Source organism: Alterirhizorhabdus solaris, assembly GCF_007785815.1.
GTDB lineage: Bacteria > Pseudomonadota > Alphaproteobacteria > Sphingomonadales > Sphingomonadaceae > Alterirhizorhabdus > Alterirhizorhabdus solaris.
Genome location: NZ_VNIM01000032.1, coordinates 24,945 through 40,473, shown reverse-complemented (window position 1 = coordinate 40,473; position 15,529 = coordinate 24,945). Strand labels below are relative to the sequence as shown.

General features: G+C 67.6%; 11 protein-coding genes. 5 read left to right on the top strand and 6 right to left on the bottom strand.

What is annotated here, in order from left to right; translation table 11 throughout:
* Nucleotides 1-191 (bottom strand): transposase (locus FOY91_RS09685; protein WP_145150669.1); only part of this gene is annotated, 191 nt, incomplete at its 3' end.
* A 274-nt stretch (nucleotides 192-465) separates the two neighbouring features.
* On the opposite strand from FOY91_RS09685, the gene FOY91_RS09680 reads away from it, so the two are divergent.
* Together FOY91_RS09680 and FOY91_RS09675 are read left to right on the top strand one after the other, a co-directional pair.
* On the top strand, nucleotides 466-2,076 hold the full coding sequence (locus FOY91_RS09680; protein WP_238995374.1) for an alkaline phosphatase D family protein: 1,611 nt from the start codon (nucleotides 466-468) through the stop codon (nucleotides 2,074-2,076).
* 119 nt (nucleotides 2,077-2,195) lie between these two features.
* Nucleotides 2,196-4,508, top strand: coding sequence for a TonB-dependent receptor family protein (locus tag FOY91_RS09675; protein ID WP_238995367.1), 2,313 nt, complete (start codon nucleotides 2,196-2,198; stop codon nucleotides 4,506-4,508).
* 168 nt (nucleotides 4,509-4,676) lie between these two features.
* Here FOY91_RS09675 and FOY91_RS09670 read toward each other — a convergent pair whose 3' ends face one another.
* The 5 genes from FOY91_RS09670 to FOY91_RS21660 all read right to left on the bottom strand — a co-directional run bounded on the left by FOY91_RS09670 (nucleotide 4,677) and on the right by FOY91_RS21660 (nucleotide 11,286).
* Nucleotides 4,677-5,045: a hypothetical protein gene (locus FOY91_RS09670; RefSeq protein ID WP_145150663.1), complete on the bottom strand. Its 369-nt coding sequence runs from the start codon at nucleotides 5,043-5,045 to the stop codon at nucleotides 4,677-4,679.
* The gene (locus FOY91_RS09665; protein WP_145150660.1) at nucleotides 5,042-5,968 is read right to left on the bottom strand and encodes a hypothetical protein; all 927 of its coding nucleotides are present in this window, start codon (nucleotides 5,966-5,968) and stop codon (nucleotides 5,042-5,044) included. The genes FOY91_RS09670 and FOY91_RS09665 overlap by 4 nt, the downstream gene beginning before the upstream one ends.
* 167 nt (nucleotides 5,969-6,135) lie before the next feature.
* Entirely contained in the window at nucleotides 6,136-7,587 is a 1,452-nt protein-coding gene (locus FOY91_RS09660; protein WP_145150657.1) for a Dyp-type peroxidase, read from the bottom strand.
* 301 nt (nucleotides 7,588-7,888) lie between these two features.
* Entirely contained in the window at nucleotides 7,889-10,753 is a 2,865-nt protein-coding gene (locus tag FOY91_RS21665; protein ID WP_162527189.1) for a patatin-like phospholipase family protein, read from the bottom strand.
* Nucleotides 10,750-11,286, bottom strand: a complete 537-nt coding sequence (locus FOY91_RS21660) for a hypothetical protein (protein ID WP_162527188.1) — start codon at nucleotides 11,284-11,286, stop codon at nucleotides 10,750-10,752. Before FOY91_RS21660 ends, FOY91_RS21665 begins: the two co-directional genes overlap by 4 nt.
* 211 nt (nucleotides 11,287-11,497) lie before the next feature.
* Between FOY91_RS21660 and FOY91_RS21655 the strand changes: the two genes are divergently transcribed.
* Genes FOY91_RS21655 through FOY91_RS09640 form a run of 3 tightly spaced genes read left to right on the top strand, consistent with a single transcriptional unit; the run spans nucleotide 11,498 to nucleotide 15,311 of the window.
* Entirely contained in the window at nucleotides 11,498-13,402 is a 1,905-nt protein-coding gene (locus FOY91_RS21655) for a di-heme-cytochrome C peroxidase (protein ID WP_162527187.1), read from the top strand.
* Nucleotides 13,403-13,429: 27 nt separating this feature from the next.
* The gene (locus tag FOY91_RS09645; RefSeq protein WP_145150648.1) at nucleotides 13,430-14,038 is read left to right on the top strand and encodes a hypothetical protein; all 609 of its coding nucleotides are present in this window, start codon (nucleotides 13,430-13,432) and stop codon (nucleotides 14,036-14,038) included.
* Nucleotides 14,039-14,069: 31 nt separating this feature from the next.
* Complete coding sequence (locus FOY91_RS09640) at nucleotides 14,070-15,311, top strand: cytochrome P450 (protein ID WP_145150645.1); 1,242 nt, start codon at nucleotides 14,070-14,072, stop codon at nucleotides 15,309-15,311.
* Nucleotides 15,312-15,529 lie beyond the last annotated feature (218 nt).

Genomic DNA, 15,529 nt, shown 5'->3' with positions numbered 1-15,529 from the left:
CACCGATTGTACAGCGTCTTGTGCGGGCCGTACTCGCTGGGTGCATCTCGCCAGCGCAGCCCATTGCGGTTGACGAATACGATGCCACTCAGCACCCGCCGGTCGTCTACCCTCGGCCTCCCGTGGCCCTTGGGAAAGAACGGCCGCAGCCGCTCGATCTGCTCATCCGTCAGCCAAAACAGGTCACTCATCCCGGTCTCCTTGCGGAGCCTGAATCAGATCGCGACGATCACATCAATGGGTCCTGACCCTAGTGTCGGCCAGGCGGCGGGATAGAGACTGGCCGCTTCGTTCGGCTCCCCGGCATGATGGTCTGGAATACACCTCCCCATCAGTGCGATCCCGGCAGGGAACAGGAATCGTCATTACTATTCCGAGCGTTCGGTCACGTCACCGACCTGACACGGCTCTGCGCTAGCAACCCGGCATCGCTGCCGGACTGGCGCGGCGCCGTGGAGAATGCCGATGATCTCGTTACCGCGCCGTGGTTTCCTGGGCCTCGCATCGGCGGGCATCGCGACGCTGGCGGCACCGTCGCATGGGGCCGGCCTCGGCCTCGGCTTCACGCATGATGTCGCGAGCGGCGAACCTTCGGCGACATCGGTGCTGGTATGGACCCGCTATGTCGGCCGGTCCGGCCCGGTTCGTCTGACGGTCGAGGTCAGCGAACTGCCGGACTTTGCCCGCGTCGCGGGCGGCGGCACCGTCGCGGCAAGTGCGGAACGCGATCACACCGCCAAACTCGTCGTGGATGGTCTGACTCCGGGCCGCTGGTATTTCTATCGCTTCGTGGCGCCGGACGGCAACGTTTCCCCCACTGGTCGCACCCGCACGCTGCCCGTGGGAGAGACAGCGCAGTTCAACCTGGGCATCTTCTCCTGCTCCAATCTGCCGTTCGGCTTCTTCAACGCATACGGCCATGCCGCAGCGCGCGACGACCTCGATCTGGCGCTGCACCTCGGCGACTATCTCTACGAGTACCGGCGCGGCACCTATCCCCTGGCGGCGGTCGCCGGACGACAGGTGGAGCCGGCGAGCGAGACCGTCCATCTCGCCGATTATCGTGCGCGCTACGCGGCCTACCGCCGCGACCCCGATCTGCGCGCGCTGCACCGTCGCCTGCCGATGATCGCGATGTGGGACGATCATGAGAGCGCCAACGACAGTTGGGAAGGCGGCGCCGAGAATCACGATCCCGCCACCGAAGGCCCGTGGCAGGCGCGCAAGGCGGCGGCGGTACGCGCCTATCGCGAGTGGATGCCGGTGTCGGACAGCGATTGGGCCGAATACCGCATCGGCGATCTCGCCGTGCTGTTCCGCCCGGAGGAACGGCTCGATGCGCGCACGAGACAGGTGGATCTGGCGGCCGCGATCGGCAACGGCGCCGATCTTGCCGCGGCGCTGAAGACGTTTCGCGACGGCCCGTGGCAGGACCCGGCGCACACGCTGTTCGGCCCGGCACAGGAACGCTGGTTCGCCGACCGGATGCGCGCGGCGGCGCGAGAGACGCGCTGGCAGGTGCTCGCCCAGCAGGTGAACATGGGCATCACCCACATGCCGCCCGCCGCGCTCGACTGGCTGCCGCCGGGCGGCGGGGACCGGGCACGCGACTTCATCCGGGCGGGCATTGCCGCCGGTGCGATCGGGCTGCCGTTCAACATGGACAGCTGGAACGGCTATCCCGCCGCGCGCTCGCGTGTGTTGCGCAACGGCCTGGATGCCGACGCCAATCTCGTCGTGCTGTCGGGCGACAGCCACAATGCGTGGGCGTTCGATCTGGCCGAGCAGGGAGTGGCCGCCGGCGTCGAGTTCGGTGGCCACAGCGTCACCTCGCCGGGGTTCGAGGCGGAACTGGGCGGGGCCGATCCGCTCGCCGTGGCACGGGGTCTGGTGGGCGCCAGCCCGGAGCTGAAATGGGCCGAGACCAGCCGCCGCGGCTACATGACGGTGCGGCTGACGCAGGACCGGGCCGATGCGGAGTGGCTGTTCCTCGACACCGTCCTGAAACCCTCGCGCACCATCGCGGCGCGGCACGCGGCAGGCGTGGCGCGCGGGGCACGGCGGCTGACGAGCTGACAGCCCGGCGGACCGACGGTCGCCATCAAACTGACGCGGACGGGTCATCACGCGGCAATCACCGGGGGCCATGAGCCACCCAGCGCGCGGACCAACTGCGCCAATCCCGGGGGCCTTCCATGCTTGATCTTTCGCGCCGGCTGCTTGCCGGAACCGCCCTGCTCGCCTGCCTGCCGACGATGGCGCAGGCGCAAGCCGCCGACACGCTCGCCATCACCGATGTGGCGGCAGAGGCGGGCGGCTCCGATATCGTGGTGCTCGGGTTCGGGCAGGCACGGCAGGTCCAGACGCTGAGCAACGCGGACATCACCCGCCTCACGCCCGGCACCACCGCGATCAAGGCGATCAGCAAGCTGCCCGGCGTGAATTACCAGGCAGCCGACGCGTTCGGCGCCTACGAATGGTCCTCGCGCATCACGCTGCGCGGCTTCAACCAGAACCAGCTCGGCTTCACCCTCGACGGCGTGCCGCTCGGCGACATGAGCTACGGCAACTCGAACGGCCTGCACATCAGCCGCGCGATCATCTCCGAGAACACCGGCGGCGCCTCGGTGGCGCAGGGGTCCGGCGCGCTCGGCACCGCTTCGACCAGCAATCTGGGCGGCACGATCGAGTTCACGTCGGTGAAGCCGGGCGACGTCTTCGCCCTCGTCGGCTCGGCGACCTACGGCAGCGACGCCACCTACCGCGGTTTCGTCCGGCTGGAGAGCGGCGACGTGACCGGCAACGGCCTGAAGGGCTATCTGAGCTACGCCTATCTCAAGACCGACAAGTGGAAGGGCTATGGCGAGCAGAAGCAGCATCAGGTCAATGCCAAGATCGTCCAGGATGTCGGCGATCGCGGATCGATCACCGCCTTCTTCAACTTCTCGGACCGGCGCGAGCAGGATTACCAGGATCTCAGCCTCGATCTGATCGACCGGCTGGGCTACGACAACGACAACATCTCGAACGACTTCCCGCTCGCGCTGCAACTCGCCAAGATCTACGCGAACCAGAATGCCGGTGCGGGGGCGCGGCCGTATCCGTCGCTCGGCACCGTCTTCCCGGCCCCGTACAAGACGGTGGACGATGTGTATTTCGATGCCGGCGGTCTGCGGCGCGACTATCTCGCCGGCGCGACCTTCGACGGCCAGTTGACCGAGCATCTGTCGTTGAAGCTGACCGGCTATTATCACGACAACCACGGCCAGGGCGTCTGGTATCTGCCGTACACGCCGACGCCGGGCGGGGCCGCCATCTCGGTCCGGACGACCGAATACGATATCCGTCGCGGCGGCGCGCTCGGCCATATCGCCTACGAAGCGGGGGCCAACCGGCTGGAGATCGGGGGCTGGTACGAATCGAACGACTTCGAGAATGCCCGCCGGTTCTACGGCCTCGCCGATCAGGCGACGCCGTCGCTGCCGACGCTCCAGTACAAGAAGAACCCGTTCTTCACGCAGTTCGACGCCAAGTTCGATACGCAGACGATGATGTATTATGTGGCGGACAAGCTGGCGCTCGGCGACCTGACGCTGTCGGGCGGCTGGAATGGCTACAAGGTGACCAACGACGCGACGAAGATCGTCGGCACGCTGGCCAGTGGCCGGATCGAGGCAAAGGACTGGTTCCTGCCGCAGGCCGGCGCGCTCTACAGGATCGGCGACTCGACGGAGGTGTTCGCCAGCTTCACCCAGAACATGCGCGCCTTCACCTCGGCGGCGGTCGGCGGATCGCCGTTCGCCACGACGCAGGCGGGGCTGGACCTGATCCGCAGCACGCTGAAGCCGGAACGATCTGATACCTACGAGGGCGGCGCGCGCTTCCGCATGAACGGCTTCCAGGGATCGATCGCCGGCTACTACGTCGATTTCACCAACCGGCTGCTGTCGCTGCCGAACGGCACCGGCGGCGCGGGCAACCCGACGACGCTGCAGAACGTGGGCGCTGTGCGGAACTACGGTGTGGAGTTCACCGCGCTCTACAAGGTGATGCCCGCGCTCTCCCTGCTCGGTTCTTACTCGTACAATCGCTCCGAGTATCGCGACGACGTCATCAGCGCGGCGTTCGGCAGCGTGGGCCAGATCGCCATCGCGACGAAGGGCAAGACGGTGCCGGACTCACCGAAGCACCTGCTCAAGGGCGAGATCGTCTATGACGACGGTATGTTCCTCGCCCGCGTCGGCGCGGACTACATGTCGAAACGCTACTTCAGCTTCCTCAACGACGTGTCGGTAAAGGGTCGCGTGATCGTGGACGCGACGATCGGCTACACCTTCGGCGACGGCGCGCTCAAGGGCTTCGCGATCGAGGGCAGCGTGACCAATCTCACGGACAAGAAGTATGTGTCGACGATCGGCTCGAACGGCTTCGGCGCCAGCGGCGACAACCAGACGCTGCTGGCAGGCGCGCCGCGGCAGGTGTTCGTGACCGTTCGCCACGGCTTCTGACACGCAAGGGCCGGCCTCTCTATGATTCTGCGGACAACTCCCCGCCACTCAAGTGGCAGGGCGCTGTCCCTTTTTGGGGATCATGTAGTTTGCAGCCCCGGCATAGAACAGTGCCGGACCGATCTCCGGCTGGAACTGCCGTTCACGCACCCGTGCATGGTACCGAACTCAGATCACCACCTTCGCCACGTCGATCACCTTGTCCACGATCCTGAGGAACTTGGTCACGCCGCCGACGAAGGCGCGGATGTCGTCGAACTTCTTGATCGCGGCCTCGACCTCCGGAATCGCCTCGGCGACCGCGGCCGCTCCGCGTCTGATCGCCGCCGTCTGCTGCGTGAGCAGCTGGCGTCCCACGGCCCCGACCCGCGCGTTCACCTCGGCGATCTCGTCGGTGATCGCGATGACTTGGGCGGAGGTCTGGGCGTCGTCGATCGACGCGTTGAGCTTCACCACGAGGGCTACCAGGGAACTGTGCATCGCTTTCAGGTCCGGATTGGCGGCAGGCGGCGTTCCGGTGCTGCTTGCATCGCTCATCGCGCGCCCTCCTCCCCGATGTCCTTGGCGAGATCGCGGACCTCGTCCAGTCTCCCTTCGATCACGTCGAGCAGCTCGCCAACCGGCCGTTTGGAGCCGTCGGCCGCTGCGGAGTGCGCGTCCGCGAGGGCGAGGAACGACTGCCTGAGCGCCGCCAGGTCGTTCAGCTGCGCCTGACGGCGCCCGAGCGCGGACAGGTACTCGTTCATGATCGACCGCTGGTGCGCCTCGTCATGCTGCGTGGCCGCAACGGCGTAGGTGCGCTGCAGCGCCCCGGTGGATGCGGTCCAGGCCGCGGCGACCGTGCCTCGAAGGCCTTCACCGTCAGTAGCGCCGATGGCCTCCGCCATCGCGGTGAGCAGTCCCCTCACGTGCGGATCGTTGCGTCGCAGGACGCCAAGCGCCTTGCGCCGGGCGTCCTCCTGCACGAGCGCCCCGGCGAGCGACGAGAACGCCGCCGCGACCCCGGGAGAGATGCCGGCGCCCACGCCGCCGCCGTTCAACTCGACGCCGAGCTGTTTGAAGGCGTCCGTCGTCTGCGCTCCCTGCTGAGGATCGGTGAGCGTGCCCAGCAAGAGGCCGTAGCGCTCGAGGTAGAAGAGTGCCGAGCGCCAGGCGGCCGCCACGTCGGGCGGGACGGCCGGCGGGAACGGCTTCTCCGTCAATCCGACCGTGCCAGAGCGTACGAAACGGTCCACCGCCGCCGCACGCGCGATGCGGTCGGCTCCGGCAAAGTTCGCATCCGTCTGCCTCTGGAGCGCCGCCGCAGCGGTGCCGAAGCCGGTGAGGTCGGCGGAGGACACCGTCCTTGCGCAGCCCGCGAGAGCCGTTGCCGCGAACAGCGCCGCGACGAGCGCGGTCGTCCGCCGGGCGGCGATCCTGGCAGGGTTGGCCTCGCCGGATGGTCTCAGGTGGTGGTTCATCTGCATCTCCGAATTGCGAAAACACGGTATGATGGTGGCGGCCTCGCTTTCGCCCCCCGATGTGGGCAACGCCGCAAGGCGGGGCGCAGACGACGTGCAGCGATCGGGCGTTCCGGCCGGGCGCGGCCTTGCGGCCGGCCGGAACGTCGGCGCCGAACCGCCTTATATTAGAGGGCGCGCAGGGTGCTGATCGCCGGGGCGAAGAAATACTCTCCTCCCTTGTGACGCACGAACTCGCCGAAGCTCGCCTTGGCGGTCTCGGCATCGCGCTTTCCCCAGGTGGTGCGGACGGTCAGCTCCTCGGCCGCGGCGGAGCCACGCTGTCCTATTACCGGATCGCGGCCGGTGCCGCCCCGGACGAAGCCCGGGTTGTTGGCCCAGCTCGCCTGCGTGAATTCGAACCCGGTCGCCAGGTTATTGTGGAACGACATGAACATCAGCCCGACGCCGCCGTGCGGTTTGTCCGCGGGGTCCACCACGCGGTCTCGCCGGCCGTAGGTCATGCCCCGGCGCGCCATGATGTGCGAGCGCTCCTCCTCCAGGCTGACGCCGAACTCGCGCACGCTGTCGCCCCGCGGGTTGGTCTTGCGGATGTGCGCGTGGAGCGGGCACCGCAGGCCGTCGGGGTCGCCGGCATAGTCGAAGTTGTTCATGACCGGGTTGTCGCCGCCGTCGTCCCGCTGCAGCCCCACCGGGGTGCCGTCCTCGAAGCGCCCGACCAGGGTTGCGCCCATGAGTTCGCCCATGGCGCCCAAGGCCTCGTCCTTCCCCATTTCCTCCTCGCGCGCCTTGAATCCGGCCACGTCCTGTTCGAGCTTGCGGAACACGAAGAAGCTGCCGAAGCCGGTCTCGGTCGAAGGCGAGCCGGGATCGGGAACGAGGACCTGGCTGATGGGAAACGTGGGATTCCAGACGCTGATCCCGTCGCTCTCGTCGCGCTCCCGTTCGACCAGCTCGTCCAGCATCAGCGGCTGGCTGCGTCCGTCGACGTAGCCGAAGTGTTCGATGCCTTCGATCTTATGGGTGCCGAGCTCGTCCGTGCCGTTGTCCTTGAAGATCGCCCGGCCGACCTCGATCGCGACGATGTCGGCGCGTCCCCGCAGGATGTTGACGACCCTCGTCTCGGCAATCTCCGTTTCGGTCGATCCCCAGCTGTCCGCCGCGTCGGGGTTGCCGCCGATCAGCACCATGGCATCGATACGCTGGCGGTAGGGCTCGTCGAGTTCGCCCGCTTCGGGATCGGCCAGCAGATCCGCCCTTGCGAGCATTCCCTGCTCGAAGGCGCCGCCGTCGTCCGGTTCGGGCGCCTTCTCCGCCACTTCGAGCGCGGCATAGCCGGAGGAGGAAAGGAGGAAGCCGAGGAACGGCCCGCCACTCACCCCGTGCTCTCGGAAAGCCCTGGCCTCGGTCAGCTGTTCCAGCGTCGATGTGATCAGTGGCGCGAGTTCGCGGATGAAGGCGCGGGAAGCGGCGGCGTCGTCGCCGAACCGCAAGAAGACGTGCCGCGTGGCTTTTCGGCCATGCCCGTCGAGTATGTTGCCCTGGATGTCTGCGAGCGCAGCTTTTTCCGACTCGCTCGCAGCCAACCAGCGCAAAGTGCTATTCAGAGCTAAGACCATGGTTCACCTCTTCTTTCTGAAGACCTACGCTTTTTACGGCGAAACTGTGTTCTCTTGTGCGAAGCAGGCGACCCATGTGTTTCTTAGAGTATCGAAATATGATTTGCACTGGGGTAAAAAACTGGGGAGAAAATAAACTAAGAATATTGGCATGAGTCAATTTGCGGAAGATGCGTATTCTTCATACCGTCACCCGAAGTTTTCTTGTCAGTCGTTGTTTGCTGCGGACGCAACGATGCTGCCGTGCCTGAAGCTGATCCAGCGAAGATAAAGTGCGTCTCTGCAGGCGCCGTATGGATGCTCAGATGCCGGCGCGGCCCGAAATCCCTCGCTCGCGCCTAGGCATAAGTCCGCTCAATGCTGCACGGATGAGACCTGTAATCGGCGTTACCGTCTGTTCCGGAGCCGATGGATCCGGTGGCGCCTGTCTGCCCTGCGGCTCCCGCGACCATTCCTCCGCGAACCAGGGGAAGGTGGCGGTGTCGATCGGTCGGAGGGATGCGGGCGACCAGACCGGATCGCCGCGCCGGCCCGGCGTGACTGGCGGCGGCGCGAAGACATGGTCGGCGATGGTGATGCCGAGCCGGTAGTAGCTTTCCCACTGTGCCTCGTCGAAGAACTGGTCGCTCGTCGCCTGCTGCGGGAAATCCCTGTTGGTGCGGTGGTAGTCGAGGAGGTCGGCCATCTCCAGCCCGCTCAACCGGGGTTTCAGCAGGATCAGCGTGCCCAGATAGGCGGGCCGGCCCGGCTTGGCCGGCGCGCGGATGCGGGCGATCGCGGCATAGGGGCCACGGCTGCTCTGGTCCTTGCTGACGCGCACCAACTCGCTGAGTTCGCCGAAGATGGCGCGGGGGGCTGATCGCGCGCCGAGCAGCAGATCCAGCTGCGCCCGCGGCAGGAAATTGAGATCGGTATCGAAATCGATCCGCAGCTTGCGCGTGAGATTGACGATGTCCTCGAAATAATAGTCCGGGTCCGCGCCGTTGTCGCACGCCACGATCAGCGGCACGCGCCGCCGCGCCAGTTCGTAAACGCCGCTATTCTCGAAATGCCCGCCATCCGTCAGATACCAGCGCGTGGCGGCGATACCGGAAAAGCGGGCGAAGAACTCGGTCACCAGATAGCGCTGCACCCATTGCATGGGCCGGCCGATCAGCCACCGGGTCGATGCGAGCGGCGTCCACCAATAACCTAGCCGCAGGTTGGAGAGACCGGCCAGCAACGAGAAGCCGAGCGACGTGTTGCTGCCGAGCGCGGTGGAAAATGCGGCGCCCGATACCGCCACCCACAGCGACAGCGGCAGGTCGGTGCGACTTTGCCCCGGCACGCCCGATCCGTGATAGGGGATCAGCACGCGCTCTTCCCGATCGGTCGGCACGATATAGCCGGCGGGTGACAGCGTCATCGGTCGACCCTTGCGGTCGCGTTGCACCAGCGACGATCCCTTGCCGCGCGTCTCGTTGATGGTGACGTTGAGGAGGTGGAGCGGCGCGCCGCTGCCGGGCGCGTAATAGTCGTGCAGCGAGATATCGTCGCCGGCATCCTCATGATCGGCGGACAGGCCCTCCAGGGTGCGCCCGACGTTGCTCGCGCCCAGATAGGCGCGACGCAGGCGGCTGGCGTAGAAGGCGCTGAACGAGGACAGGTTCAGGAAGCCGAACGACAGGCCGATGGAAATCGCCGTCGCCACGAAAATGGCGGCGATCGACCCCATCGTCAGCAGCCGCAGTCCCGCCTCGCCGGATGCGCCTGCGCCGAACGCCCATGTCGCCGGCCGCTGCCACACCGCCCACCGGCTCACTTCGTCCAGCGATCCGATCGCGCCGCCGCGCCAGGCCAGATATTCGGCCACCGTGGCCCAGAACGCCAGGATCGCCAGCGACAGCAGCAGCGCCGCCGCGATGGCGATCAGCCGGCCGAAACGACGGGCCAGATCGCCCGCCTTGCCCATCGACTGCACCCAGCCCAGCACGCGGCGCAGCAGTGGAATGGCGCCGACGATGGCCGCGCCACCGGCCAGCGGCAGCGTGACGCCGCGACCCTCCACGGTGAAAGAGAGGCTGTAGATCGTCTGCCCGATCGTCTCGACGAGGGCGACGACCGCGAGCATCAGCGATATCAGCACCCATGTCGTCATCCAGTCCGTCAGGCGGGTACGGACGCGATCCTCCTCCTCGCGCGGCATACGCGCGGTCGGGCCGCCATGCTGGCGGGCGCGGAACGCCATGTCGCAGAGTTCCGCCAGGACATAAGCCACGGCGGCGGCGATGGCGAGCACGCCGGTCAGAAGCAGGATCGTGTCGAGCGCACCCGGGCCACGCGGCGGCAGCAGGCAGGCGGCCGCTACGCCGATCGCCCCCAACCAGCTCGGCCCGAGCAGGCGCTGCCACAATCGTTCCGGCACATTGTCCTGCCGGGCCAGCCAGAACGCCCATCCGAGCGCGGCGACGATGAGAAGTGCCATGACGACGAAAGGCCAGAACCAGCTCAGCACAAGCGTCCGGCCCAGCGGATAGCCCTGCATCCACTGCGCCGGCCACAGCCAGGCCATGAAGCCACCTTCCACCATCCACAGTTCGGCTCTTTTCAGCCATGGGCTGTGCAGCACGAGCGCTTGCATCACCCTGAGGCACAGAAAGAAAGCCAGCAGCGACATGCCGATGACGAGCTGGATCGCCAGCCAGCCCCGGATGCTGATCGTCGCCAGTCGAACGGCATCGCCGGTGCCACCCGGCAGCAGGTAGCGGCCGCTCTCGCGCAGGTGGCGGATCCCGGCCTGACCGATATCGGTGCCGAGCGGATCGGGCCGGGTGTTGAGCGGATGCAGCGGGCTGGTGTTTGCGCCGCGTAGATCAGCCGGGGTGAACAGGCTGGCGTAGAAGGCGCCGGTATAACCGCCGCCGGATACGGTGGAGAGATAGTCGAAGCGGTGGATCAAGCCCAGCCGGCTGAGGCTGCGAAGCGCGCCGAGCGAGAAAGTGGCGGACCGGATGCCGCCGCCCGATAGTGCCAGGCCGATCGGCGGCGCGGGCGGCACGCCGGCCGGGTCGGGCCGGCCCACCGCCGTGCGTCGCCGGGCGATATAGTCGCTCTCGGCGGTGTCGATGAGGGGGCCGTGATCGAGACCAGCCGGTATCCTCGTTCCGCCGAACCACTGGAACGTCATGGCCGCACCCCCACTTCGAGCGCGTCGATGCCGATCCGTCCGGCGCTGTGCATGCCGCGCTGCCGGGCGATCAGAGATACGTCGATCCACAAGCCGTCGCGCGCGCGCGCCGCCACCGCCGGCACCACGACGGTGAGCCGCTCTCCGGCGGCGGGCGCCGCCACGGGGCGGCTCGTCGCGCGACGCAGGATGCCGTTCACCTCGATCTGTACCTGGCCCTCGGCCCAGCCCTCCTTGGCGGCGGACCATATGACGGTGACATGCGTCTCGCGCCCGCCCAGCAGCACCCGATCGCGTAGCGGCAATCTGAAATGGCCCGCGACGGCCGCTTCGCGCATCCCCCGAGCCGGTGCCAGCCGAATCCGGTCGATCGCGATGACGAAGCCCCCGTCGCGCTCCTGCCATTGGCGATGCAGCGCCTGTGCCGCCGGGCCGAGATCGTAGATCCGGGCGCTCGTCGACATCGGCCCGGCGGCCGTTGCCGGCAGCGCCGAGAGTGCCAGCCATGCGAGCGGGGCCGGCCTTATCTGCACCGATCCGTCCTGCCCATTTCCGCCGTCCCCCGATGTGGGGCCATGCGAAACCGTCCGCATGATCCTGCGACATGCGGTCAGCCTGCCCCGACCACGACTCGTAATAGAGTATCCGCATACGCCGAGGTGGCGTCAAGAAAACGTAACAGTCGTTTCTGCATCGACTTTTCATATTTCTATGGACTCTGACATGGAGTCGGCGCAGCTTGCGATGGTATTTATCCCGGAGAATGCGATGACTTGCTCGTGGCATATCCCCACGCTGCTGGCCGGCCTCGTGCTGGCTGCCGGCGCATCGCTGACGCAGGCCACGCCAGCCATCGCGCCGGCGGTCAAGCCGGACATACCCGCGTATGGCGCGGCAGGCGCGACGATGTGGCTGGAACAGCAATGGACGCCGGCCGAGCGCGGGCGTTATCATCATCGTTCGCAGGGGACCGTGACGCTGCCGATCCCGGTCGATTGGTTCCTGGCGCTCGAGCAGCCCGATCCCTCGATCATCGCGCGCGGCCTGTTCAGCGACGGCGCCTATCTCGATCGTTTCGGCTTCATCCCCGCCGCGACATCGGCGGACAACCCGAACGGCCTGCCCATCGGCTTCGCCGCCACGCGCGGGGTCAATCCCGCCACGGGCGCGGCGTTCGAGCAGGTCGGCCTCACCTGCGCCGCCTGCCACACCGGGCGGATCAGCTACCGGGGCACGCAGATGTTCATCGACGGCGGCCCGGCGATGATCGAGCTGGGCAAGTTCCGCAAGGGGCTGGCCGATGCGATGGCGATGACCTCGCTCTCGCCGCCGCGCTTCCTGCGCTTCGCCAAACGGCTGCTCGGCCCCGGCAACAATCGTATCGCCCGGCTGCGGCTGCACAACCAGCTGGCCCGGACGGTGGCCGGCGCGGTGATCGTCCGCTTCAAGACGCCGTCGCCGGCAGGATCGGTGGAGGAGGGGTTCGGCCGCCTCGACGCGCTCAACCGGATCGGCAACGAGGTGTTCGCCGATCAGATGCGCCAACCGGCCAACCTCGCCGCGTTGAGCGCGCCCGTCGCCTATCCGCATATCTGGGATACGCACTGGTTCGACTGGGTGCAGTATAACAGTTCGATCGAGCAGCCGATGGTGCGGAACGCGGGCGAGGCGATGGGGGTGCGCGCGCTCGTCAACTTCACGTCGGCGAGTACGCCGCGCTTCACCTCCACCGTGCCCGTCGATGCGCTGCACGACATGGAGGGGCTGCTGGCCGGGCCGGCCCAGCCCACCGCGCGGCGGGCCTTTACCGGCCTGCACTCGCCCGCATGGCCGGCCAGTATCCTGCCGCCGATCGATGTGGCGCTCAAGGAGCAGGGGCGGACGCTGTATCGCGCGATGTGCGCCGGCTGCCATCTGCCCGCCACCGACGAACCGGCGTTCTGGACCAGCGATGCATGGCTGCCGGCCAACGCCCACGGCCAGCGATACCTGCGGCTCACCACCGTGCCCGTCGCGGTGATCGGCACCGATCCGGCGCAGGCCGAGGACATGGCCGGCCGCCGCGTGCGCGTGCCGATGGCCTATGCGCTGAAAACGCCGCCGCTGTCGCAGGAAGGGGCGCTCGGCGTCTATTCCTATGGCCCGGCGCTGGGCGACGTCGTCGAGAAAGTCGTCTATCGCTGGTACGACAGCCGCACCCCGCCCACGCCCGTCGCAGATCGCGCGGCGATCGACGGGTTCCGCCCCAACGGCATCCGCGCCGTGGTGCGCGAGGCCGACGGGACGGCGCGGCCCGCCTACAAGGCACGCCCGCTGAACGGCATCTGGGCCACCGCGCCATTCCTGCACAACGGTTCGGTGCCGACGCTCTACGATCTGCTCTCGCCGTGGGACGAACGGCCGCGCAGCTTCTGGCTCGCCAACCGGGAGTTCGATCCGGTCAAGGTCGGCTACCGCACCGGGCCGATCGACGGCGGCTTCCGGCTCGTCGCGGTGGGCGCGGACGGGCGGTTCGTTCGCGGCAACGGCAACGGCGGCCACCTGTTCGAATCCCCCGCCACCCCGGCACAGGCGCGGCCGGGCACGATCGGCCGCTATCTGAAACCGCAGGAGCGCGCCGCGCTGATCGAGTTCCTCAAGACGCTGTGAACACCGTCAACCTTAGGGATCAAACCGATGTGGAAAGTGATCGTGATGGCCGGCCTCGTCGCGGGCGCGCCCACGGCGGCGGCGGCGCAGGCCGTGACGGACCCGGACGCGATCGCTGCCGGGCTGCGCTTCTGGGCGAACGATGCGGCCGACCCGGTCTATTACGGCGAGGTGCGGACCGTGGACAAGCGCACCCGCCGCATCGGCGGGCATTACCAGTGCCTCGCGCTCGCCTTCATCGACTATAAGGACGGCGTGTTCCGCTACGCGCACAAGATGTGGGCCAAATCGCGCGACGGCTCCTGCCATTACGACGACGTGACGGCGCGCAAGGTGGGCAATCACGGCGCCTGCGTGAAGGACAGCGAGGCCGGCTTCGGCACGGCCGTCGGCACGGCGCGCATGTCCAAGCAGAACATCGATTACGCCCGCAGCACCTTCCGCACGGTGGACACCAGAACCCGCCGGGTGGGCGAGACGAAGGCGTGCGTGCCGCCCAAGGGTCTCGGCGCCGGGCTCCATTCGGTCAGGATCGAGAACGGCCGCTTCATCGTCATCACCACCCGCCCGCTCGCCTACACCGTGAACATCACCCCGCAGGATCCCGCCCGGCCGCCCACCGTGCCGGTGTTCTGAAGCGACCTTCGACACAAGCAGGGACGAAACCATGCCCTTCCTCGACGCGCTCGATGCGCTGCCGCCCGCCGACCCAGCCCGCACCGGGCTGTTCTATGAATGGCTGCGGCGCGACTGGCGGGCGCTGTTCGGCGAGTTGCGGGCGCACCGGCCGGTCCTGCCGCTGCCGCCGTTCACGGTCGTGTCGCGCTGGGCCGATGTCGTCGATATCCTCTCGCGCAACGAGACGTTCCGGGTGCCCTACGCGCCGCACATGGACCAGTCGGTCGGCCCGTTCATGCTGGCGCGCGACGGTGCGGTGGAGAACTGGCGCGACAAGTCCGTGATGCGCGCGGTGCTGCGCTGGGAGGACGTGCCGGCGATCCGCGCGCTGGCCGCCAAGGTGGCGGCGGACGCGCTCGCGGCGGCGCCGCCGCCAACCGTGGACGTGGTGGCCACCGTGTCGCGGCTGGTGCCGCTGCGGGTGGTCCAGCAGGCGTTCGGCTTTCCCGGGCCGGACGACGCGCACATGCTGCGCTGGTCGTGGGCGACGCAGGCGGACATGTTCCACAACCCCGCCAACGATCCGCGTCTCCTCGCCGCCTGCAATACCGCCGGGCAGGAAATGCGCGCGTGGGTCCGCACGTTCCTGGCGACGCGCGAGCCGTGGCAAACGGCGCAGGGCGGCGACAGCGTTTCGCGTTTGCTGCGGATGACGGCGAACGGCCTCTCCGGCCTCGATGCCGAGCAGGTCGTGAGCAACATCTGCGGGCTGCTGGTGGGTGCGATCGAGACGACATCGCAGGCGATCGTCAACGCCACCGAGCAGATCCTGCTGCGCCCCGACATCACCGCGCGCGCCATCGCGGCGGCGGGGGAAAAGGACGACGCCGCCTTCGACGCGATCGTGTGGGAGGCGCTGCGGTTCAACCCGATGACCACCTTCGTGGCGCGGGTGGTGGCCGAGCCGGCGGTGATCGCGCCGGGCAGCCCCCACGAAACCGCCGTGGCGCCCGGCTCGGTGATCGCGGTGGGCATCGGCTCGGCCATGTTCGATCCAGGCGTGTTCCCGGATCCTGATGCTTTCCGCGCGCGCCGGCGCACCGCCTATCTGCACACCGGATTCGGCCCGCACGAATGTCTCGGCCAGTTCGTCGCCTATGCGATCATCCCGGAAACGATCCGCCAGATCCTGCTGCTGCCCGGCATCGCGCTGCTGGAGGGCGATGCCAGCCGCATCGACGAAGGCGGCGGTCCCTTTGCCGAACATTTCGTCGTTGCTCACGGCGCCTGAGTGGCGGTCATGCTTGAAACAGCATCTATGATTACGCCGCTCCGAATTTGCCCGTGCGTCACTTTCGGCTCGGCTCGATCCTCTGATCGGGAATGGTCAAAGACTTAAACCAAGGAGGGACAATCCACAGACGCGGGGCTCGGCGGAGCTTTAATGCTGCGCTCGATGGGGTCGATTGGTTCAGCCGTCGTCGACAGCAGCTTCGGTCATCGATCTGC